The 21,250-nt window shown below is 40.9% G+C and carries 23 protein-coding genes; all 23 read left to right on the forward strand.

What is annotated here, in order from left to right:
• Positions 1-10: 10 nt before the first annotated feature.
• The 23 genes from ACSAMO_RS12180 (at position 11) to ACSAMO_RS12290 (ending at position 21,195) form a co-directional block, all read left to right on the forward strand.
• Complete coding sequence (locus ACSAMO_RS12180) at positions 11-1,960, forward strand: DNA polymerase (RefSeq protein ID WP_499209405.1); 1,950 nt, start codon at positions 11-13, stop codon at positions 1,958-1,960.
• 13 nt (positions 1,961-1,973) lie between these two features.
• Positions 1,974-4,367, forward strand: a complete 2,394-nt coding sequence (locus ACSAMO_RS12185) for a virulence-associated E family protein (protein WP_499209406.1) — start codon at positions 1,974-1,976, stop codon at positions 4,365-4,367.
• 306 nt (positions 4,368-4,673) lie between these two features.
• Positions 4,674-4,910 carry a VRR-NUC domain-containing protein gene (locus ACSAMO_RS12190; RefSeq protein WP_412322488.1) on the forward strand — a complete coding sequence of 79 codons (237 nt, stop codon included), beginning with the start codon at positions 4,674-4,676 and terminating at the stop codon, positions 4,908-4,910.
• Positions 4,900-6,258, forward strand: a complete 1,359-nt coding sequence (locus ACSAMO_RS12195; protein ID WP_117968436.1) for an SNF2-related protein — start codon at positions 4,900-4,902, stop codon at positions 6,256-6,258. The genes ACSAMO_RS12190 and ACSAMO_RS12195 overlap by 11 nt, the downstream gene beginning before the upstream one ends.
• A gap of 12 nt (positions 6,259-6,270) precedes the next feature.
• Positions 6,271-6,708: a hypothetical protein gene (locus tag ACSAMO_RS12200; protein ID WP_499209407.1), complete on the forward strand. Its 438-nt coding sequence runs from the start codon at positions 6,271-6,273 to the stop codon at positions 6,706-6,708.
• 168 nt (positions 6,709-6,876) lie between these two features.
• The gene (locus tag ACSAMO_RS12205) at positions 6,877-7,290 is read left to right on the forward strand and encodes a hypothetical protein (RefSeq protein ID WP_499209408.1); all 414 of its coding nucleotides are present in this window, start codon (positions 6,877-6,879) and stop codon (positions 7,288-7,290) included.
• Between the two features lie 95 nt (positions 7,291-7,385).
• Positions 7,386-7,763, forward strand: a complete 378-nt coding sequence (locus tag ACSAMO_RS12210) for a hypothetical protein (RefSeq protein WP_499209409.1) — start codon at positions 7,386-7,388, stop codon at positions 7,761-7,763.
• Entirely contained in the window at positions 7,756-9,144 is a 1,389-nt protein-coding gene (gene terL / locus ACSAMO_RS12215) for a phage terminase large subunit (RefSeq protein WP_499209410.1), read from the forward strand. Before ACSAMO_RS12210 ends, terL begins: the two co-directional genes overlap by 8 nt.
• A gap of 9 nt (positions 9,145-9,153) precedes the next feature.
• A complete protein-coding gene (locus ACSAMO_RS12220; RefSeq protein ID WP_499209411.1) occupies positions 9,154-10,515 on the forward strand; it encodes a phage portal protein in 1,362 nt (453 codons plus the stop codon).
• Positions 10,484-12,151: a minor capsid protein gene (locus ACSAMO_RS12225; RefSeq protein ID WP_117968431.1), complete on the forward strand. Its 1,668-nt coding sequence runs from the start codon at positions 10,484-10,486 to the stop codon at positions 12,149-12,151. The genes ACSAMO_RS12220 and ACSAMO_RS12225 overlap by 32 nt, the downstream gene beginning before the upstream one ends.
• Before the next feature lie 13 nt (positions 12,152-12,164).
• Complete coding sequence (locus ACSAMO_RS12230; RefSeq protein ID WP_499209412.1) at positions 12,165-12,332, forward strand: hypothetical protein; 168 nt, start codon at positions 12,165-12,167, stop codon at positions 12,330-12,332.
• A gap of 205 nt (positions 12,333-12,537) precedes the next feature.
• Positions 12,538-13,149: a phage scaffolding protein gene (locus ACSAMO_RS12235; protein ID WP_499209413.1), complete on the forward strand. Its 612-nt coding sequence runs from the start codon at positions 12,538-12,540 to the stop codon at positions 13,147-13,149.
• 1 nt (position 13,150) lies between these two features.
• Positions 13,151-14,164 (forward strand): major capsid protein, encoded by a 1,014-nt coding sequence (locus tag ACSAMO_RS12240; RefSeq protein ID WP_117968429.1) that lies wholly within the window; start codon positions 13,151-13,153, stop codon positions 14,162-14,164.
• An 11-nt stretch (positions 14,165-14,175) separates the two neighbouring features.
• Positions 14,176-14,508 carry a head-tail connector protein gene (locus ACSAMO_RS12245; protein ID WP_117968428.1) on the forward strand — a complete coding sequence of 111 codons (333 nt, stop codon included), beginning with the start codon at positions 14,176-14,178 and terminating at the stop codon, positions 14,506-14,508.
• Positions 14,508-14,867: a hypothetical protein gene (locus ACSAMO_RS12250; protein WP_412332492.1), complete on the forward strand. Its 360-nt coding sequence runs from the start codon at positions 14,508-14,510 to the stop codon at positions 14,865-14,867. The genes ACSAMO_RS12245 and ACSAMO_RS12250 overlap by 1 nt, the downstream gene beginning before the upstream one ends.
• A complete protein-coding gene (locus tag ACSAMO_RS12255; protein WP_412599135.1) occupies positions 14,867-15,301 on the forward strand; it encodes an HK97 gp10 family phage protein in 435 nt (144 codons plus the stop codon). Before ACSAMO_RS12250 ends, ACSAMO_RS12255 begins: the two co-directional genes overlap by 1 nt.
• Positions 15,298-15,726 (forward strand): phage tail terminator family protein, encoded by a 429-nt coding sequence (locus tag ACSAMO_RS12260; protein ID WP_499209414.1) that lies wholly within the window; start codon positions 15,298-15,300, stop codon positions 15,724-15,726. The genes ACSAMO_RS12255 and ACSAMO_RS12260 overlap by 4 nt, the downstream gene beginning before the upstream one ends.
• Positions 15,726-16,772: a phage tail sheath C-terminal domain-containing protein gene (locus tag ACSAMO_RS12265; protein ID WP_499209415.1), complete on the forward strand. Its 1,047-nt coding sequence runs from the start codon at positions 15,726-15,728 to the stop codon at positions 16,770-16,772. Before ACSAMO_RS12260 ends, ACSAMO_RS12265 begins: the two co-directional genes overlap by 1 nt.
• 6 nt (positions 16,773-16,778) lie before the next feature.
• Positions 16,779-17,219 carry a phage tail tube protein gene (locus tag ACSAMO_RS12270; RefSeq protein WP_337599966.1) on the forward strand — a complete coding sequence of 147 codons (441 nt, stop codon included), beginning with the start codon at positions 16,779-16,781 and terminating at the stop codon, positions 17,217-17,219.
• 18 nt (positions 17,220-17,237) lie between these two features.
• Positions 17,238-17,618: a phage tail assembly chaperone gene (locus tag ACSAMO_RS12275; protein ID WP_022229629.1), complete on the forward strand. Its 381-nt coding sequence runs from the start codon at positions 17,238-17,240 to the stop codon at positions 17,616-17,618.
• Between the two features lie 23 nt (positions 17,619-17,641).
• Positions 17,642-17,785: a hypothetical protein gene (locus ACSAMO_RS12280; protein ID WP_337599968.1), complete on the forward strand. Its 144-nt coding sequence runs from the start codon at positions 17,642-17,644 to the stop codon at positions 17,783-17,785.
• 66 nt (positions 17,786-17,851) lie between these two features.
• A complete protein-coding gene (locus ACSAMO_RS12285) occupies positions 17,852-20,353 on the forward strand; it encodes a phage tail tape measure protein (protein WP_499209416.1) in 2,502 nt (833 codons plus the stop codon).
• 8 nt (positions 20,354-20,361) lie between these two features.
• The gene (locus ACSAMO_RS12290) at positions 20,362-21,195 is read left to right on the forward strand and encodes an S-layer homology domain-containing protein (RefSeq protein WP_147514075.1); all 834 of its coding nucleotides are present in this window, start codon (positions 20,362-20,364) and stop codon (positions 21,193-21,195) included.
• The last annotated feature ends 55 nt before the right edge of the window (positions 21,196-21,250 follow it).

The following is a 21,250-nucleotide window of genomic DNA, read 5'->3' on the forward strand; positions in this document are numbered from 1 at the left end:
AGGTGACAAAATGAAATCACTCAGTATCGACATTGAAACATACGGAAGTGTTGATTTAATTAAATCGGGGGTATATGCTTATGCGAATGCCTCCGATTTTAAAATCCTGTTATTTGCGTATGCGTTTGATGATGAAGAAGTAAAAATAATTGACCTTGCACAAGGTGAGGCATTGCCGAAAGAAGTAATGAACGCACTGACGGACGAGGATATATTGAAAACGGCGTATAATGCGAACTTTGAAAGAACGTGTATCGGTAAGTATTTTAATATTGATTTGCCTGTAAATCAATGGCGTTGCAGTGCGGTACAAGCGTCAGAACTCGGACTTCCGCTTTCGCTTTCGGCTGTGGCGGTTGCGCTCGGTTTGGAGGAGCAAAAGGACAAACGCGGAAAAGCATTGATTGACTATTTCTCAAAACCGTGTAAGCCGACAAAGACGAACGGCGGACGTACAAGGAATTTACCAACGCACGCACCCGACAAGTGGGAGGTATTCAAAGAATACTGCATACAGGACGTTGAAGTGGAACGCGCGATAAAAAAGAAACTCGCCCAATTTCCGATATGCGACAGTGAACAAAAACTGTGGACGTATGACCAACGAATTAACGACAGAGGTGTAAGAGTTGACCGAAACTTTGTTGAAAATGCGATCAAATTCAATACGGAATACAGCGACAGGTGCTATGATGAGGCACAGAAAATAACGGGACTTGAAAATCCGAAATCGGTTGTGCAACTAAAGGCGTGGCTTGAAGAAGAAACAGGGCAGAAAATCGACAGCTTAAACAAGGAAAAATTAAAGGAGCTTATAGCTGATGAAAGCATATCGCTAAAGGCGAAAAGAGTGATATATCTGCGTTCAATGATGGCGAAAACGTCTGTAACAAAGTACGAGGCAATGGAGCGGAGCGTCTGCGATGACGGACGAATAAGAGGACTCTTGCAGTTTTACGGCGCAAACCGTACAGGACGTTGGGCAGGAAGAATTGTACAGGTGCAAAACCTACCGCAAAACCATTTGAAAGATATTGATTACGCAAGAGAATGTGTGGAAAACGGCGATTTTGAACTGTTTGAAATGCTTTACGAAAACGTTCCGCAAACGCTGTCGGAGCTTATACGAACAGCACTTGTACCGAGTGAGGACAGGCGATTTATAGTAGCGGACTTTTCGGCGATTGAGGCAAGAGTTATTGCATATCTTGCAGGCGAGCAGTGGCGACTTGAAGTATTTAAAACTCACGGAAAAATATACGAGGCATCGGCAAGTCAGATGTTCCATGTTCCGATTGAAAGTATTCACAAAGGCGATCCGCTACGTCAAAAAGGCAAGATTGCCGAACTTGCACTCGGTTACGGCGGAAGTGTCGGAGCTATGGTGAGTATGGGTGCTTTGAAAATGGGTATTGACGAAGAAGAACTTCAAGGTATCGTGGATAAGTGGCGGAGTTCAAATCCTGCCATAACGGCATTTTGGCGAACGGTCGAGAATGCGGCGATTAAGGCGGTTGAGGGTTATCCGGGCAAGATTAGACACGATATTTCTTTTTACAAACAGTCGAATATTCTTTTTATCGGTCTGCCGTCGGGAAGAAAAATCGCTTACGTTAAACCGAAAATCGAAGTAAACAGATTTGGAAAAAAAGCCGTTACATATATGGGTATGAATCAGACAACAAAAACTTGGAGCAGACTTGAAACATGGGGCGGTAAGCTTGTTGAAAACATAGTACAGGCGTTTGCGAGGGATTGCTTGGCTGAAAGCATAATTCGGCTTGAGGACAGAGGTTTTAAGATTAATTTCCACGTTCACGATGAGGTTATAGTTGACGTTCCGAAAGGCGTGTCGAGTGCAGAGGAGTTGGCGGCGATAATGTGTGAGCCGATTGAATGGGCGAAAGGACTTCCGCTTAATGCGGACGGATACGAATGTAATTTTTATATGAAAGATTAGGGGGTGTTATAAATTGGATTTAGTAATTGCTACGGGACAAAGCAGAAAATCAAAACTATGGAAAAATACAAAAATGTCGTGGGGAGATTTTGTCGAAAGGCTGAAAACGACAACAAGGACGAGCGAAACGCAAGGTGAATTTGCAAATATGCCGAAGTCACAACAGGATGATATAAAGGACGTCGGCGGTTTTGTGGGCGGTAAGGTGAAAAACGGCAAGCGACAGTCGGGAAGTATCGAAAACAGAATTTTGCTTACGCTTGACGCAGACTTTGCCGACAGTGATTTTTGCGATAATATTTCAATGTTTTACGACTTTACATATTGCATTTATTCAACGCATAAACACAGTGCCGAAAAACCGAGATTTCGTTTGGTGATACTTCTGTCAAGACCTTGTACGCCTGATGAATACGAAGCGGTTGCAAGAATGGTGGCGTATGATATTGGTATAGATATGTTTGACGACACAACGTATCAGCCGCACCGTTTAATGTATTGGCCGAGTACGAGCATTGACGGCGAGTATGTGTTTGAACACGAGGAAAATAAACCGCTTGACGTTGACAGGGTGCTTGCAAAATATGAAGATTGGCACGACGTATCGAGTTGGTACGTTTCGTCAAGAACAACAAAGGCGTTGGACAGACAGGTAAGAAAACAAGAGGATCCAACGCTTAAAAAAGGTGTTATCGGTGCGTTTTGCAGAACGTACGATATACATTCGTGCATAGAAAAATATCTTCCCGACGTGTATGAAAAATGTGCCGTAGGCGACAGATACACATACAGGGACGGCTCGAGTTCAAGCGGACTTGTAGTGTATGAGAACGGCAAATTTGCGTATTCAAATCACGCAACAGACCCTGCAAGCGGTAAGTTGTGCAACAGTTTTGACCTTGTTCGTATTCATAAATTCAGCGATACGGACGCAGACGCAAAGGACGGTACACCTGTATCGAAACTGCCGTCATATTCGGCAATGTGCAAGCTTATAGACGGTGACAGTGATGTTTCAATGCTTATGTTTAAGGAACGTCAAAAGAAAGCGGCGGAAGATTTCGGCGGTATCGAAAGCGAAGAAACGGACGATATGCAGTGGGCGTTAAAGTTGGAGAAAAACGAAAATACAGGCGCTTACGAAAAGACGCTTAACAATATTATTCTTATAATTGAGAACGATTCGCATTTAAAAGGCAAAATCAAAATGAACGATTTTACAGGCTATGCAGAGATTGACGGCATTATGCCTTGGGACAAGGACGCACCGGAAAAACGCGTTTGGCAGGATTCCGATACGGACGGATTGCAGTGGTATCTTGAATATGTGTACGGCATTAAAATGGGTAACGATAAGGTTTTTCGTGCGTTGTCAGTGTTTTACAGACGCGTTGCGTATGATCCGATTGTTGAGTATTTGGACGGTCTTGCGTGGGATAATACGGAACGACTTGACACATTGTTTGTCGATTATCTCGGTGCGGCGGATAACGAATATACAAGAGAAGTGACGCGTAAAATGTTCGTCGGAGCGGTCGCAAGAGCGTATGAGCCGGGAAGTAAATTCGATAATATGCTTATTCTGTCGGGCAGGCAGGGCATAGGCAAGAGTACGATACTTCGCAAAGTCGGCTTTGACAGGTGGTTTACGTACGGCATAAAGACGTTCGAGGGTAAGGAATTGTGCGAGGTTATACAGGGTAAATGGATTGTAGAGATAAGCGAACTTGAGGCACTTAATAAGTTGGAAGTCGGCAGTGTTAAACAGATACTGTCGCAGACGTCGGACAGATACCGCGCGGCATACGGCAGAATTGTACAGGAACACCCGCGAAGATGTGTATTTTTCGGTACGAGCAATAACAGCGATTATCTTCGTGACCGTACCGGTAACAGAAGATTTTGGCCCGTTGATACGGAGATTGTGCCGATAAAAAAGAGCGTGTTTACCGATTTGACCGATGAGGAAATAAATCAAATTTGGGCGGAGGCAAAAGTGCGTTATACGCAGAATGAACCGCTTTATTTGTCAAAGGAAACGGAACAGCTTGCGAAACAAGTGCAGTCAGATCATAGGGAAGTGTCGGTTAAAGAGGGACTGATCCGTGATTTCCTTGATAAACGTGTTCCGTCGGATTGGAATAGTTGGGACTTATCAAAGCGTCGTGATTATTGGTCGGAGATTGTGAGTGTGCCAGAAGAAAAACTTGTCGAACGTGACAGAGTGTGTGCACTTGAAATATGGTGCGAACTCTTTAACGGCGATTTTAGGCAAATTCAACGTAGGGATTCGATAGAGATTAACAGTATCATTTCATCGTTTGACGATTGGGAAAAATACGACAAGGTTATTAAATTTAACAAGGATTACGGAGTGCAAAGAGGCTTTAAAATGGCGAGGAAATAACGTATAACATAAGGGTATAACTTTCTAACGGTTATGTAACATTAAATGTAACGTTGGTAAACTTATGTAACAGTTGAAAGTTATACCTAAAATGCAGTAAAGATAAAGGTTAAAGCGATATATAACAAAGGTAACTTTAATTCTATATATTATATACATATATATACTACAAATAGATATATACACACATAACGCGTATATACGCGTATAAGTATATGAAAACTGTTTTAGAGTTACCGCAGAAAGAACAGGTGAAAAATGATAGAAAAGGACATTGAAAAATATTTAGTAAGGCAAGTTAAGCAAATGGGAGGTTTGGCATTAAAATTTGTGTCGCCGAGTATGGCAGGTGTGCCGGATAGGATTGTTATGATTCCGAAAGGTGCGTTGTATTTCGTGGAACTGAAAAGACCGAGCGGTAAACCGAGAAGATTGCAGACTTCCGTACACAGACTTTTTGAAAAACTCGGTTTTCACGTTTATGTGATTGATACAAAGGATAAAGTTGACAAATTGTTAAGGGGTGAGAATTTTGAATTTTAGACCGCATAGGTACCAGCAGATTGCGTTGGACAAAATTATTTCTACACCGCGTGTCGGATTGTTCCTTGATATGGGACTTGGTAAAACGGTTGTAACGCTTACGGCGATTGACGAATTGATTTATAACTGTTACGAAATCGAAAAAGTGCTTGTCATAGCACCGCTTAGAGTGGCGGAAGATACTTGGAGTAGAGAGTGTGAAAAGTGGGACCACTTAAGGCATTTGAGAATATCGAAAATTCTCGGCACTCCGAGTCAAAGACGTAACGCACTTTTAAAGGACGCAGATATTTATATTATAAATCGTGAAAATGTTGCGTGGCTCACAAACGAATTGTCGAGCATAGGCAATGCGTGGGACTTTGATATGGTGGTTATTGATGAGCTGTCGAGCTTTAAGAGTTCAAAGTCGCAGAGATTTAAGGCACTGAAAAAATACATAACACTGTCTAAAAGAGTAGTCGGACTTACAGGCACACCTGCACCGAACGGACTTATTGATTTATGGAGTCAGATATATTTGCTTGACAGCGGCGAAAGACTCGGCAGAACGGTAAGCGGTTACAGGGAGAGATATTTTCTTCCCGATAAACGTAATCAGACCACGATTTTCAGTTACAAGCCGAAAGAGGAGTCCGAAAAGGCGATATATGATAAAATTTCGGATATATGCGTCAGTATGTCGGCAGAGGATTGGCTTGAAATGCCTGAAAGGATTGATACCGTTCAGCATATAAAGCTGTCAGATAAGGAGCTGAAACTGTACGAAGAATTTGAAAAGGAACAGTATTTGGAGTTCATAAACGGACAAGTTACCGCCGCAACCGCCGCCGCACTTACGAATAAACTTTTGCAGTTTTCAAACGGTGCAATGTATTTGGACGACGGAAGTTATAAGGTTACGAGCGATAAAAAACTTGAGGCGTTGGCGGAAATAGTCGATACCTCACAAGGTCAGCCGATTTTGTGCTTTTACAGCTATCGCCACGACTGCGAGAGAATACTTAGAAAGTTCAAGGGTGCAAAAAAGCTTGAAAGTGCTGATGATATAAGGGATTGGAATGACGGAAAAATACCGCTTTTACTGGCTCACCCCGCAGGTGCGGGACATGGACTCAATCTTCAAACAGGCGGTAATATAATAGTTTGGTTCGGTCTGACGTGGAGCTTGGAACTGTATCAGCAGGCAAATGCAAGATTGTATAGACAGGGACAGAAAAATTCTGTGATAATCCATCACCTTGTGACCGACGGAACAGTCGATAAACGTGTGCTTGACAGTTTGCAGGGTAAACGCGAGGTACAAGACGAATTGCTTGAAAGTTTGAAAGAAAAATACGGTGTATAAGGGGGAATTGATTTGACGATTAAAGAATGTAAAGAATGGCTTTCGAGAGCGAGAAAGACGGACGAGGAGATTAACGCATTGATTTTGGAGCAAGAGCGGGCATTGACAAACGCAACAAGCACTGTGGCTCGGTCGGGCAGTGAAAAGGTGCAGACGTCAAACGTGAATACTTCGGAGAATAAGTTCATAAGCTATGCCGCTTATTCCGAATTGATAGATAAACGCATTGACAGACTGTATGAGATTAAAAAAGAGATTTTGGAAAACGTGAATAAACTCGACGACGCAACACTTCGAACTATATTAATTCTGCGTTATCTCAATTTTCAAACGTGGGAAATGATTGCTTGTAAAATGAATTACGGATACAGACATATTTTGCGTTTACACGGTAATGCACTGATTGAAATTAAGAATGTCATTGAATGTCACATTGAACCTGTGATATAGTGTATCGTGGAATTAGTAACATAAGCGGTGTATCATCGTGAGATGATGGGTGAATATCTCGTGTAATTGGTGGGAATGGAGATATTAAAAAATTATTCTTCTAAAAAAGGAATTTTGTGTGATATTGTCGAATTATATACACAAATACAATTTTACGGAGGATAAAGAATGAAAGAACGTATATTAAAAACGAATAATGATGATGGAGAATATTTAAAATATCGTAAAGACTTAAAAAAGTTCTATGAAAACGAAACACTGGAATATTTAAAAAGTGAAAAATTGAGAATTGAAGTTCGTTATGAAGATAGAAAACAGAATGATGTGTATAGTAGATTGAGTTTTATTGTATCAATCATCGCATTATGTATGTCTATTTTGAATTTTTTAATATCTGAAAATGAAAGAGATTCCGTACTTTGGTATATAATTATGATTATTATTATCATACTTGGTGTAAGTTTTTTGCTAATACGCTATAATATTCATAAAAATGAAGAATTAATGCAATGCACCATAGCTTTACAAGTTTTAGATGAACTGATAGCCGAAAAAGAAGAAAGCAATACAAACAACGGATAAAAACAATACGATGTCACTGTTGTATCAAAATAAAATATAAGGCACTATCGCATAGGTAGTGCTTTTTCTATACCCAAAAACAGGAGGTGAAATTCATGGCAAGACCGAGAAAGATTACGAAAGAGACAGTCCAAAAACTCGAAGAGGGATTTTTAATGGGGTTAAGTGACCGAGAGGCTTGTATTTATGCGGATATAGCGGTAAGCACGTTATACAATTACTGCAAGAAACACAAGGAGTTTTCGGAGCGAAAAGAGCTACTTAAAGACAATATCAAAATGAAGTCGAAATTAAACGTTGCACACGGGATAAAAAAGGGTGATATTAATTTATCGTTATGGTATCTTGAACGCAAATGCAAAGATGAATTTTCACCAAAGCAAGAGATACAGCACAGTGGCACAATGGACATAAACAATCCTATGGCAAATCTTACGACCGACGAATTAAGGAAGGTGATAGGCGATGGATAAAAATTTAATAATGCTTGAGGCGAAGAAAGAACTTGCACGACGCGAGTTCTTTTATTTTTGCCACTTAACAGCACCGTCGTTTTACAAAACAGACAGAAAATTTCTTGTCAGACTATGCAACGAAATGCAATCGTTTTACGAAAGTGATGAAGACGCACTGATTATAAACTTACCGCCGCGTCACGGCAAGAGCCGTACTGCTTCAATGTTTGTTGAGTGGGTGCTCGGCAGAAATCAAAGCGAAAAAATAATGACCGGCTCATACAATGAAACGTTATCAACCACCTTTTCAAAAGCAGTGCGTAATGCGATACAGGAGGAAAAAGCCGATACGGATAAGATTATTTACAGTGACATATTCCCGAACGTGAAAATAAAGCAAGGCGACGGAGCGATGAATCTATGGAGCTTGGAGGGCGGTTACAACAACTATCTTGCAACATCGCCGTCGGGTACGGCAACAGGTTTCGGAGCAAGTTTATTAATTATCGACGACCTTATCAAAAATGCGGAAGAAGCATACAATGAAACAGTAAAAGAAAAGCATTGGGAATGGTTTACAAACACAATGTTTTCACGACTTGAAGAAAAAGGCAAGATAATTATTATAATGACACGTTGGGCGTCGGGCGACCTTGCGGGACGTGCGATTGAGTATTTCAGTGACAACAACATATCTCACAGAGTAATAATGATGAAAGCCGTATGTGATGACGGCAGTATGCTTTGTGATGAGATACTCTCACGATACAGTTATGATTTAAAGATAAAGGCAATGGGTGCGGACATAGCAAGTGCGAATTATCAGCAAGAGCCGATTGATTTGCAAGGCAAACTCTACACAACGCTTAAAACATACGACAGTTTACCGCCGATTACGCAAATACAATCATATTGCGATACCGCCGATACTGGTGCGGACTATCTCTGCAACATAATATACGGCATATACGGCAAAGAAGTATACGTCATAGACGTGTATTATACCGATGAGCCTATGGAGATTACAGAGGGTGAAACGGCACGCAGATTGTACGAGAATAACGTAAATCTTGCAAAGATTGAAAGCAATAACGGCGGACGTTCGTTCGCAAGACGTGTGCGTGAAATACTTGCCGAAAAATACGGCAGTAATTTTACAACGGTGAAATGGTTTCATCAAAGCAATAACAAAGAGGCAAGAATACTGTCAAACAGCACTTGGGTAATGGAGCATATATACTTTCCGTCGGATTGGCACATACGCTTTCCGGAATACTACAAGGCTATGACAACATATCAGCGTGAGGGCAAGAACAAGCACGACGACGCACCCGACGCAACAACGGGTATTGCGGAAATGATGAACAGGAAAAAAGGCGGACTGTCAATTTTAAAGTAGGTGATAAAAATGGATTTGGAAACAGTGAAAAAGCTGATAAAAAAATATATACCAGGACACGAGAATTTTATATCGAGAGTGCAGACGGCGGAAAGGTATTACTTAAACGACAACGATATTTTGCACATAAAGCATAGCGAGGACGAGAAGCCTTTGAGAAATGCCGATAACAGAATACCGTCCAACTTTCACGGCTTGCTTGTAGACCAAAAGTCCGCATATATGTTTACGTCACCGCCGTTATTTGATGTTGGAAATAAATCGGCGAATGAGAAAATAAGCAATATACTCGGCAGTCGATACACGAAAATATGTTCAAGACTTGCAATAAATGCGTCAAATGCGGGTGTGGGTTGGATTCACTACTGGGATAATGACGGATTTAAGTACGACGTTATAGACAGCAAGCAAGTTATACCGATATGGAGTGATACTTTGGAACACGAACTTACGGCGTGTTTCAGAACATATCAAGAGCTTGACGATAACGGTGACACTTATCATGTTTATGAGTATTGGACAGATAAGGAATGCAGTGTATTCCGTAAGAAGATTGGCGACGGTCTTGAACGGCTTGAAATGTATAATATGTTCAACGTGTACGACGTTGAAACAAACGGAACTGTATGTAACGTGTACAGTCATAACTTCGGACGTGTACCGTTTGTTCCGTTTTTCAATAACGGCTTTCATCGTGATGACCTTACACCGATAAAAGGACTTATTGATACATATGACAAGACATACAGCGGTTTTATAAACGACCTTGAAGATATACAGGAGATTATATTCGTGCTTAGCGGATATGAGGGTGAGAGCCTTTCGGAGTTTTTGACTCAACTAAAGAAGTATAAAACGATTAAGCTTGATTCGGAGGAAGGAGCAAGCGGAGGACTTTCGACTTTGACGATTGATATTCCGGTTGAGGCGAGAGAGAAAATGCTCCAAATGACACGCAAGAGTATTTTTGAACAGGGTAAAGGTATTGATCCCGATCCGCAGAACTTCGGTAATTCATCGGGTACGGCATTGAAATATTTGTATTCACTGCTTGAACTCAAAGCCGGTATGGCGGAAATGGAGTTTAGGAGTGGGTTTGAAGAACTCATCAAATCGATATGCGATTACAGCGGTATCGCTTGTGAAAATGTCACGCAGACGTGGACAAGGACAAGCGTTTCAAACGACACCGAACTTGCGGATATAGCACAAAAAAGCGTTGGTGTTATATCTCAACGCACGATTATCGAACGTCATCCGTTTGTTGAGGATGCAGATAAGGAAATGGAGAGAATTGCGGAAGAAAAGGACGACAGTGACGATATAATGGGTGGACATAATGAACGAGTATTGGAAGAAGAGGAACAGTGAGCTTTTAAAAATCCACGCACAGAAAGCCGATGATATAGAACGCGAACTTATAAAAGAGTATGAACGGTCCTTAAACGGCATAAAAAAAGAGATTGAAACGTTTTACGCAAGGTATGCGGGTGAAAACGGTATCAATATGGCAGAGGCACGAAAGCAGTTAAGTCGTGAAGAACTTAAAGGCTTTAAGATGTCGCTTGAGGAGTTTAGGGAAAAGGCACTCGATAACGCAGACGGCAAGTGGACGACAATGCTTGATAATGAGTATATGCGTTCAAGGGTAAGCCGTTTGGAGGCACTCAAATATCAAATGCGCGGAGAAGTCGAACTCTTGAAGCAAAAACAGGAGGATAAATTTTCAACGTCACTTGAAAAGGCGTACAGTGATACATATTATACAACACATAAACATATAGCCGATTCGCTTGACAGTGACGTAAATTTTGCTAAGTTTGACAGTGAAACCGTACGAAACGCAGTGTATGAAAAGTGGCTTGACGGAAGTAACTTCTCTGACCGAATATGGAACGATAAGCAGAAACTTTTAAGAGAACTTAATACAAATCTTGTACAGGGCATAACAAGGGGCGACAGTCCCGATAAAATGATTAAAAATATTTCTGCAAGAATGAATGTTTCAAAAAGCCGTGCCGCCGCATTGTATCAGACGGAATATACGCATATTATGGTTGACGCAAGATTGCAGTCGCTAAAGGACGCAGGCTTTGAAGAATACGAGATTGACGAGAATTTGGACAGTGATATTTGCAGTGAATGTGCAAGTATGCACGGTAAGCATTTTAAACTTTCCGAGTATCAACAAGGTATAACCGCTCCGCCGTTTCATACCCGTTGCAGAGGTACAATAACGGCATATTTTGCGGAAGATGAAAAACAAGATGACGATGCGGAAACACAACAAGATGACATTGATTATATGTCAAAGGCATTTGGCGGTGACAGAAATCCGAAAATCGGCACCGAAGTTAAACAAGCCGAAATAAGTATGAATAACGGTACAACGGAGAAAATCAAACTAAATCCGATTACAAACAGTCAGTTTGAAATGTTTGTTGATGATACGAATATTGCGAATAAAAAAGCAATTAAACTTGCCGAACGTAGTTTGAGTATTATACAGAAAACGATTGACGGAAAGGTAGAAATGCCAAAAGTAGCGATAGTTGATTTTGATTTGAATAATTTTGAACCGACTGCTATTGCGGGTTACGACAAACGCACGGATATAATGTACATAAACGGTAAATATATGACTGTTAAAGACATTATCAAGTATGTAAATGAACAAATGGGAATGTTTGCAAACAAAACAGAATTTGCACCATATTTACACGAGATAGGACACAAATATTTTGAAAATTGTGTAATTTCTATTGCCAAAAAGCATAATTTGAGTTATAATCAAAGTATAAATTTGATTAAGTCTAAAACGTCTGAATGTTTAAAGAGTTACTTGGAAAGCAATCCGAACTGTATAGAAAAACAAATTAGCGAGTATGCGAGTTTGAAGTATGGAAAGGGCAAGATACAAGAGTTATATGCGGAGTGCTTTTCAATAGTCGGTAATGATAATGAGTTGAAAAATTTATTGATTAATGTTATAAAGAGTTTGATGTAGAGAGGTGTTTGACATGATGTGGAATCCGTCTAAGGAAACAGCTGAATTGCTGAAAAAAGCTAATGAAGCTTATGAGGCAGGAGATTTAGAAGAATATAAAAGATTGCATGCCGAATTTACGGAACTATTTTCAAAAGAAATAGAAGAACACGAGAAGAATATGCCGAGTAGTTTTTGCTGATACAATAATATAAAAGCACGTCTTTGGGCGTGCTTTTTTGATACCAAAAAAGGAGAGTGGAACAAGTGAATATACGAGGTTTACCGCCTTAGCACCTATGAAACGGTGCTTTTTTTATACTCTTTTTTCAAGTGTTGCAGAGAATAAAGAACAATGCTTTTTACAGGAACGCACCTGAATAAAAAATTATGGAGGAGAAATAAGAATGGAATGGTTAAAGGCAATATTGGAAAAGGCGAAGATTGAGGACGGCAAGTTGGATATTGACGGAGTGATGTCGACTGTAAACTCTGAATTTCCGAAGTATGCAGTACCGAAAAATGTTTTCAATGACAAAGTTACGGAGCTTAAAACGGCGAATAAAACCATTGAGGACCTTAAACAATCAAATGCCGACAACGCGGAATTGCAGAACAAAATCAAAGAGTATGAAAGCGAGATTGAAACGCTTAAAACAGATGCGTTGAACACCGCAAAGACATACGCATTAAAGGAACAGCTTTCAAAAGCCGGTGTAACCGATGCCGACTATCTTATTTACAAGCAAGGCGGAATTGACAAGTTTACATTCGACAAAGACGGCAAGCCTGTCGGTGTGGACGATATTCTTAAACCGCTTAGGGAGGATAAGACGTACTCACACCTTTTTGCCGAAAAAGGAGGAGCATATACACCAAAAGGCGGAAGCGGAAGTTCAGACGTAAATCCTTGGGCAAAGGAAACATTCAATCTTACCAAACAGGGAGAAATTTATAAAAACGACCCTGCTAAAGCAAAAGTATTAATGCAAGAGGCAGGAATAACAGGAGGAATTTAATATGGGAACAACTTTATCAGATATTATCGTACCGGAACTGTTTAATCCGTACGTTATTCAAAAAACACTTGAAAAATCGGCACTTGTGCAGAGCGGTATAGTTCAAAACGACGCAGAGTTTGACAAGCTTGCGTCACAGGCAAGTCCGCTTGTAAATATGCCGTTTTTCTCTGACCTAACAGGTGAATCGGAAACGGTTATCGAGGGTGACGACCTCACCGCCGACAAAATCAGCAGTAAGAAAGACGTTGCGGTAATTTTAAGACGTGCAAAAATGTGGAGTGCGACAGACCTTTCCGCCGCAATGTCGGGTGCTGACCCTATGGCGGCGATTGCAAGTCTTGTATCTGACTTTTGGGTAAGAGATTTACAAAAGGAGCTTATCGCAGTGCTGAAAGGTATCTTCGGCACAATTCCGGCAGTCTCCGACGGTTCGCCTAAAGAGGCTGAAACAAGACTTGCGTCAAACATTCTTGATATGTCAAGCGCAAGCGGTAACGGTGCAAAATGGAGCGGAAGTGCTTTTATTGACGCACAACAGCTTTTAGGCGACAACAAAGCGGAACTTACCGCCGTTGTTATGCACAGTGCAGTTGAGGCGGCACTCAGAAAGCAAGACCTTATTGACGTAATTCAGCCGTCGGGGGCAAATCCGTTCAGTACATATATGGGTAAGAGAGTTATTATTGACGACGGCTGTCCTGTAACAGGTTCTGGTTCAAGTCAAGTATTTTCAACGTACCTTTTCGGCAACGGTGCGATTGCACTCGGTAACGGTACACCGGAAAAGTTTGTTGCAACAGAAACAGACAGAGATAAGAAAAAGGGTAGCGGTGTTGATTATCTTATCAATCGTAAGACGTATATTCTTCACCCACGCGGTGTTAAGTTTACGGACGCCGATGTCGCAAATACGGAAGGTCCTACGCGTACGGAACTTGCCAACGCAAAAAACTGGACACCCGTATATGACCCTAAGCAGATTAGAATTGTCGAAATGCGTCACAAGATTTGATGAGGTGACTTATGGACGAGTATATAACTGTTTTTACGGATATGTACGGCATAAGCGAAGATGACAGAGGAAAAGCCGAAAGGTGTATTGAAAGCACAATCGAATATATCAAGAATTATTGCCACATTGACAGTATTCCCGATGATTTAAAGCATACCGTTATACTTATGGCGGCGGACTTGTTCCGCTATGACGTGTCGTCATCATCGGGGCAATATGACAATGTAACGTCAATCAAAGAGGGCGATGTTACCGTATCGTACGGCAGTAATTCAAGCAGTATGTCGAGCGTGTTTAAAGACTACAAAGCAAGGCTTGCACGTTTCAGAAAGTTGGTGTGGTGATGAATATGGTAAGAGAGGCGATTGAAAGACTGTATAAAGGCTTATGTTCTGTCAAAGTGAAAGTTTCAAGCGTGAATGAGGAAACAGGCGAAACTGTATTTACCGAAAAGGCTGTTTTAACCGAACAGCCTTGCCGACTTTCGTTTCAGAGCCGAAATTCGGCGGCAAAGGACGACGGATACAGCACCGTATCGCAATCGGTTGTGCTTTTTATTGCGCCGGAGGTTGAAATACCGTCGGGCAGTAAAATAACCGTTACACAAAACGGAAAAACAACTGACTATTGCCGTAGCGGTGAAAGTGCGGTTTATACATCACACCAAGAAATTGCACTGGAATTATTCGAGGATTATGCGTAATGAATGAGATTGATTTTTCACAGCTTGAGAAATTACAAAAGCAAATGGAAAGTGTGGATTACACCAAAGCTTGTGCATCGGCTATGAATGTAATTTCACAGAGGGCATTAAAATACATCAGTAACGTAACAAAACCCGGATATTACAAGAACGGTAAAACGGGCGGTACACTGAAAAAGAGTTGGCAAGCAGAAAGAACAACTGTAAGCGGAAGTACGGTAAAAGGCGGAATATATACCGCACTTGAATATGCTCCTTATGTGGAGTTCGGACACCGTACAAGGCTCGGAAAGGGTACGTCCCCGAAGTACAAGCCTAAGAAAAACGGCAAAGCGTGGGTTGAGGGTAAAAAGTATCTTAACACCGTAGTACCGAAAGTTGAAAGGGATGCACCTAAAATACTTATGCAGAAAATGGAGGAAGTATTGAAATGACATCAAAAATAAAAAATGCAGTGACGAAAGCTATTCATAACCTGTTTGGCGATGATTATGCGGTATATACGGCATACACCGAACAAGGATTTTCAGAGCCTTGCTTTATCGTTGAAATGTTTCCGCTTAACGTACAGTCGACAAATTCATTTTTGGACGATGAAACGCAGACGGTACGAATAAGATATGTTCCGAAAGATATAAGTCAAGATGAATTTATTGATGTGGCTGAAAAATTAAGGGGCTTGTTTTTGTATAAACCGCTTGTACTGTCTGACGGTATGCGTGTAAGGTGCTTTGATATTAATTTCTCTATGGAAAATTATACGCTTGTGACGGAGCTTGTATACAATTACACCGTTAAGGTGAGAAACGAAAGTACATACGATAAGGCAGAAGATTTGATGTTAGGAGGAGATTTATAATGGGTTTACCTGAAATAAATATAGTGTTTCAGTCCAAAGCTGAAACGGCAATTAAACGAAGTGCAAACGGCATTGTTGCACTGATTTTGCGTGACGCAACCAAAAGCGATATTACATCATATTCGTATACAAATGAGAGAGAAGTTGTAAAATCTCATTGGACAACCGCAAATTATGATTACATAAGCAAGACGTTCCTCGGCGGACCGCAAAGGGTTATTGTTGAGAGAATAGGTGCGGAAGATACCTATGACGACGCGCTTGCACGATTAAAAAATAAAAAGTGGAATTACCTTGCAATACCGTCGATTGCCGATAACGAAAAAGATATTGCGGATTGGATTATCGCGCAGAGAAGTGCGAAAAAGACTTTTAAAGCCGTACTTCCGTATGCGGCGAATAATGAGGGTATTATAAACTTTGCAACCGATGATATAAAAGTCGGTACAAAGGTTTATACCACTGCCGAATACTGTTGCCGTATTGCAGGACTTTTGGCAGGATTGCCTATGACAGAGGGTGCAACATATCAGACTCTTGCGGAGGTTGAAAGCATAACGGAAAGTACAACTCCGGATGATGATATTGACGGCGGTAAGTTTATACTTATCAATGACGGTGAAAAGGTTAAAGTCGGCAGAGGTGTCAATTCGCTTGTAACATTGTCGGGCGATAAGACGGAGGATATGAAGAAAATCAAGATTATAGACAGCCTTGACCTCATAAGAGATGATATAAAAGCATCGTTTGAGGAAAATTATATTAACGTTGTAAACAGTCACGAAAATAAAATGCTGTTTATAGGTGCGGTTAATCAGTATTTTAAGTCGTTGCAGTCACAGGGCGTATTGTATGACGGTGCCGATTGCAGAGCGTATATTGACGTTCAGTCGCAACGTGAATGGCTTGCTCAAAAATATGACGTGTCGGATTGGACGGACAGCGAAGTCGAAGTAGCAAATACGGGAAGTATCATATTTGCGGGGGCTGATATTACAATACAGGATTGTATTGAAGATTTGAGTTTTAAAATAGGATTGGAGTGATAGATAATGGCTGAAAGTGTTAAACCGAGAGGTAATCAACTTTGTTCCGGTACATTCGGTAAACTTTGGATTGACGGAAGTCTTGCCTATGAAGTGTATAAGTTCGAGGCAAAGGAAAAGACAAATCGTGAGAGTGTAAGTTTTGCCGGCGATACAACGAACGATTCAAAGCTTATGGGCGTTGACTATGAATTTTCATATACCGTACGAAAGGTATATTCAAGAGGTAAAGAAATAGCCGACGGTCATAAAAAAGGTAAAGATACAAGACATACGTTGGTGGCAAGACTTGAAGATCCTGATAACGGCGGTTATGAAACAATTCAACTTGATAATTGTTGGTATAATGATGTGTCACTTATGAATTTTGAAAACGGTAAGATAGTTGAAGAAGAATTCAGCGGCGGTTTTACCGACTATGACCTTACATCTACAATGAATGCGTAATAACGGAGGTAAAAGATTATGGATAAGAATACAAAAATTACTCTTGCGGAACTTATTAAGCGTAAGGAGCAAGTGCTTGAGGCAAAGAAAAACGTAAAAAGAGCGAGAGTTTATGTAAAAAGCCTTGGTGGCGAGATTGTTATAAAAGCACCGACCAAATCGCTTGCAACAGAATCGGCGGAAATGGAAAAAGACGGTGACGCTCACCTTGTTTATGAGTGTGTTGCCGAACCGGATTTACATTCAAAAGAACTTCAGGAGGCATACGGCTGTACATATCCCGAAGAAATCGTAGAAAAGATTTTTGACGACGGCGAAATCTCACCGATTGCAATGGAGTGTATGAAACTTGCGGGATATATCGACAGTGTAAAACTTGTTGAAGAAGTAAAAAACTGATAGAGGCAGATGATGAACTCTATATGATACATCATTATCTGCAAAGAGGAATATTGCCCGAAAAGGTGCTTGCAAGACCGGAAATTGAAAAAATATTTTTCCTTGCAAGTGCCAAAAAGGCAAATGATGACGAGTACGCAAAGTGGAAGGCGTTGGGAGGTGAATAATTTTGCGGAGCAAAATTATAGCGAGCAAATGCCGTGCATTTGTGATAGCGTAGGGGGTGAATAGTTTTGCAGAATAAAAGTTCGATAGTTCTGAATATGAACCTTAATGCGAGTGGATTTGCCCGAGGGATAAAAAGTGTAATCGGCAGTGTCAAAAATATGAATGAGTCGATGAAAGACGCAACGAACAGCGCCTCAAAGATGTCTTCTGTAATGAAAGGTATAGGGAGCAGTGCCATAAAAGTCGGAAAAGGTTTAGCGGTGGCAGGAGCGGCCGCGGCGACTGCCGTAACGGCTTTGGTTTCAAAGTCTGTCGGTGCATTTGCCGATTATGAACAACTTACGGGCGGTGTAGAAACGTTGTTCGGAGCAAGCGGAAGAAGTGTTGAGGAATATGCACAGAGTGTCGGTAAAAGTGTTTCTGATATTCAAGGAAAATATGACAGTTTGATGAGTGCGCAAAATGCTGTATTAGAAAATGCAAATAAGGCATATATGACTGCCGGAATGTCGGCGAATGAATATATGGATACTGTTACGGGATTTTCAGCGTCATTAATATCAAGCTTAGGCGGAGATACAAACAAGGCGGCGGATTACGCAAATTCGGCATTGGTTGATATGTCCGATAATGCAAATAAAATGGGTACGGATATGGAGTCCATAAAAAATGCGTATCAGGGATTTGCAAAACAGAATTATACTATGCTTGACAACTTGAAGTTAGGTTACGGTGGCACACAAGCTGAAATGAAACGACTGCTTGGCGATGCACAGAAACTTACCGGACAAAAGTATGATATTTCATCATTTGCCGATATTACACAGGCTATTCATGCAATCCAAACGCAAATGGATATAACGGGAACAACGGCAAAAGAGGCAAGCACGACAATAAGCGGATCGTGGGGGTCACTGAAAGCGGCGTTTGAAAATACTCTTGTCGGTTTGACAACAGGCGGAGAAATGTTTGATCAGAGTTTGGATGCACTGGTTGATTCGGCTAAGACGTTCGGGCAGAATGTTATACCGGCAATAACGGGTGCGTTAAGTGGCGTAGGTTCGTTAATTGAGAGTTTGGCTCCTGTAATTGTAGCAGAACTTCCGTCAATGGTATCCGATATACTTCCACACCTTGTTTCAGCCACAAAGAGTTTGGTTACCGGTTTAATCAGCCAATTACCTGCATTGGGAAAGGCTGTTTTAGATGCAATACCATCAATTTTTGACGGTATGACAGATGTAATCGGTGAAAGTTCTGTAGGAAAGCTAAAAGGGTCGTTTGAGGGACTGAAAAATACCATAACTGATACATTTTCAAACATTGGACCAATGCTTAAAGATTTCTGTGAGGGAGGTATATCAACATTCTGTGACGCATTATCTACGGCTATGGATTTAGCCAGTGGAGCTATATCGGTAATTGAGGCATTATCTCCGGTAATAGGAGCAGTTGCAGGGGCGATAATCACATACAAAGGTGCAGTTTTGTTGTGGAATGCAGCTGAAACGGCTAAAAATGTTGTTATGGGTATTTCAACAGCCGCACAATGGGCGTTAAATGTAGCTATGACAGCAAATCCGATTGGTATTGTCATTGTGGCTATCGGTGCATTGGTAGGGGCGTTTATTGTATTGTGGAATAAGTCCGAAGGATTCCGAAATTTTTGGATCAACCTATGGGAAAAAGTTAAAGCGATTGTTACAAGTGCATGGGAAGGAATAAAAGCCGGATTTGAAAAGATAAAAAACGGAATATCAGCAGTCAAAGAAAAAGTGTCTACAATGTGGAACGGCGTCAAAGAAAAAACGTCAGAATTATGGGGCGGTGTAAAAAATGTTGTATCGGAAAAACTGAACAACATAAAAAGTACATATGACGCACACGGCAGAGGACTGAAAGGTGCTACATTTGCGGCAATAGAGGGTGTCAAGGAATACTACAGGACAGGCTATGACGCAATTAATCAATTAACAGGCGGTAAGCTTGGTGAAGTTGTCAACAAAGTCAGTGAGAAGATGGAAGCCGTAAAAGGTAAATTCAGCGAAGCGTTTGGCAATGTGAAAAACACCGTAATGACTATTTTTGAAAACATTAAAAATGGTATTACTGAAAAAATCAGTGCGGCGGTGAACAAAGTCAAGGAGATATTCGGCAGTATTGCCGAAAAGGTATCGGACGTTTGGGGTAAGATTAAAGGAATTATCAAAGCGCCTAAGATTGTACAAAAAGGTACGGTAAGTATAGCCGGTGTCAGTACACCGATTCCAAAACTTGGACTTGAATGGAATGCAAAAGGCGGTATTATGACACGTCCGACAGCGTTCGGATATGCAAACGGAAAAGTCCAAATGGGCGGAGAAGCCGGAGCAGAGGCAATACTTCCGCTTAGGACATTTTGGAACAATTTAAGTCAATACATAGCCGAAAGCAACAAAGGCGGCAATACTATAACGAATGAAATTAAGATAGTTATAAACGCCGACAACAAAACCGCCGATGAAATCGCCGACGACGTTATAAACGTAATAGTTCCTAAAATTCAAAAATATATGGCAAATATGTAGGAGGCAAAATGTTAGATTTCTATTTAAGCATAAACAACAGTGAAGAAGTTATACATATTCCTGTCACGCCGTCCGAATTTACCGTATCGAGTTCACAAGGTACGGAAACTTTTGAAACGGCAAATTACGGCTGGATAAAAATTATCGGAAATCCCGAGCTTAAAACTGTATCGTGGAGTAGTTTCTTACCGATGAACGACTATCCGTATTTAAGGGACAGAAGTATGAAAGGGCAGGAATACGCAGACAAGATTGAAAATTGGCGTAAACGTAAACTTCCGATAAGGCTTGTCATTACTTCCACGGGTATTTGCAATGTTGATATAAATACAGCGGCGGCAATAGATAAGTTTGATTACAGTGTAGGCGCAGGCGGCGATTTGAATTATTCAATCGAGCTTGGAGAAGTAAATCTTTTAAACGATGTACAGGAGGGGTTGACAGTGGCGCAGTATGATGAAATAATGGCGAGAATTGATAATATAGAAGAAAGGCTTAGCAGTGTTGAAAACACAATGATATATAACTATATGGACGATAATATGCCGTCTTGGGCTAAACCGACTATTCAAAAGCTGATGGACAGAGGTATTATAAGTGGTACAGACGATAACGAACTCGGTCTTACAATGGATATTATTCGTACACTTGTTATTATTGACAAAACAGACGGATTTGAAAATTATACGGTTGACATTATGCCGTCATGGGCAGAGGCGACTATTGAAAAGGTAAAAAGAAAAGGCTATCTAAACGGTGACGGAGAGGACGGATACGGTTTGACAAAGAGTATGATACGTTTGCTTGTTATTATGGATAATGCCGGTTGTTTCGGTGATTAAAAATGTTGCAATATTTTCCTTTTGTAATATAATAAAACAAAAGACAAATTAAAAA

The organism is Ructibacterium sp. SJQ-7 (assembly GCF_054696575.1).

Bases quoted from the DNA above. Each gene is read 5' to 3' on its own strand.
- ACSAMO_RS12230 (WP_499209412.1), top strand. From the start codon at position 12,165: ATGATGTGGAATCCGTCTAAGGAAACAGCTGAATTGCTGAAAAAAGCT.
- ACSAMO_RS12265 (WP_499209415.1), top strand. From the start codon at position 15,726: ATGGGTTTACCTGAAATAAATATAGTGTTTCAGTCCAAAGCTGAAACG.
- ACSAMO_RS12290 (WP_147514075.1), top strand. From the start codon at position 20,362: ATGTTAGATTTCTATTTAAGCATAAACAACAGTGAAGAAGTTATACAT.
- ACSAMO_RS12270 (WP_337599966.1), top strand. From the start codon at position 16,779: ATGGCTGAAAGTGTTAAACCGAGAGGTAATCAACTTTGTTCCGGTACA.
- ACSAMO_RS12225 (WP_117968431.1), top strand. From the start codon at position 10,484: ATGAACGAGTATTGGAAGAAGAGGAACAGTGAGCTTTTAAAAATCCAC.
- ACSAMO_RS12210 (WP_499209409.1), top strand. From the start codon at position 7,386: ATGGCAAGACCGAGAAAGATTACGAAAGAGACAGTCCAAAAACTCGAA.
- ACSAMO_RS12190 (WP_412322488.1), top strand. From the start codon at position 4,674: ATGGGAGGTTTGGCATTAAAATTTGTGTCGCCGAGTATGGCAGGTGTG.
- ACSAMO_RS12205 (WP_499209408.1), top strand. From the start codon at position 6,877: ATGAAAGAACGTATATTAAAAACGAATAATGATGATGGAGAATATTTA.
- ACSAMO_RS12260 (WP_499209414.1), top strand. From the start codon at position 15,298: ATGACATCAAAAATAAAAAATGCAGTGACGAAAGCTATTCATAACCTG.
- ACSAMO_RS12180 (WP_499209405.1), top strand. From the start codon at position 11: ATGAAATCACTCAGTATCGACATTGAAACATACGGAAGTGTTGATTTA.
- ACSAMO_RS12235 (WP_499209413.1), top strand. From the start codon at position 12,538: ATGGAATGGTTAAAGGCAATATTGGAAAAGGCGAAGATTGAGGACGGC.
- terL (WP_499209410.1), top strand. From the start codon at position 7,756: ATGGATAAAAATTTAATAATGCTTGAGGCGAAGAAAGAACTTGCACGA.
- ACSAMO_RS12220 (WP_499209411.1), top strand. From the start codon at position 9,154: ATGGATTTGGAAACAGTGAAAAAGCTGATAAAAAAATATATACCAGGA.
- ACSAMO_RS12255 (WP_412599135.1), top strand. From the start codon at position 14,867: ATGAATGAGATTGATTTTTCACAGCTTGAGAAATTACAAAAGCAAATG.
- ACSAMO_RS12250 (WP_412332492.1), top strand. From the start codon at position 14,508: ATGAATATGGTAAGAGAGGCGATTGAAAGACTGTATAAAGGCTTATGT.
- ACSAMO_RS12245 (WP_117968428.1), top strand. From the start codon at position 14,176: ATGGACGAGTATATAACTGTTTTTACGGATATGTACGGCATAAGCGAA.
- ACSAMO_RS12240 (WP_117968429.1), top strand. From the start codon at position 13,151: ATGGGAACAACTTTATCAGATATTATCGTACCGGAACTGTTTAATCCG.
- ACSAMO_RS12280 (WP_337599968.1), top strand. From the start codon at position 17,642: ATGATACATCATTATCTGCAAAGAGGAATATTGCCCGAAAAGGTGCTT.
- ACSAMO_RS12275 (WP_022229629.1), top strand. From the start codon at position 17,238: ATGGATAAGAATACAAAAATTACTCTTGCGGAACTTATTAAGCGTAAG.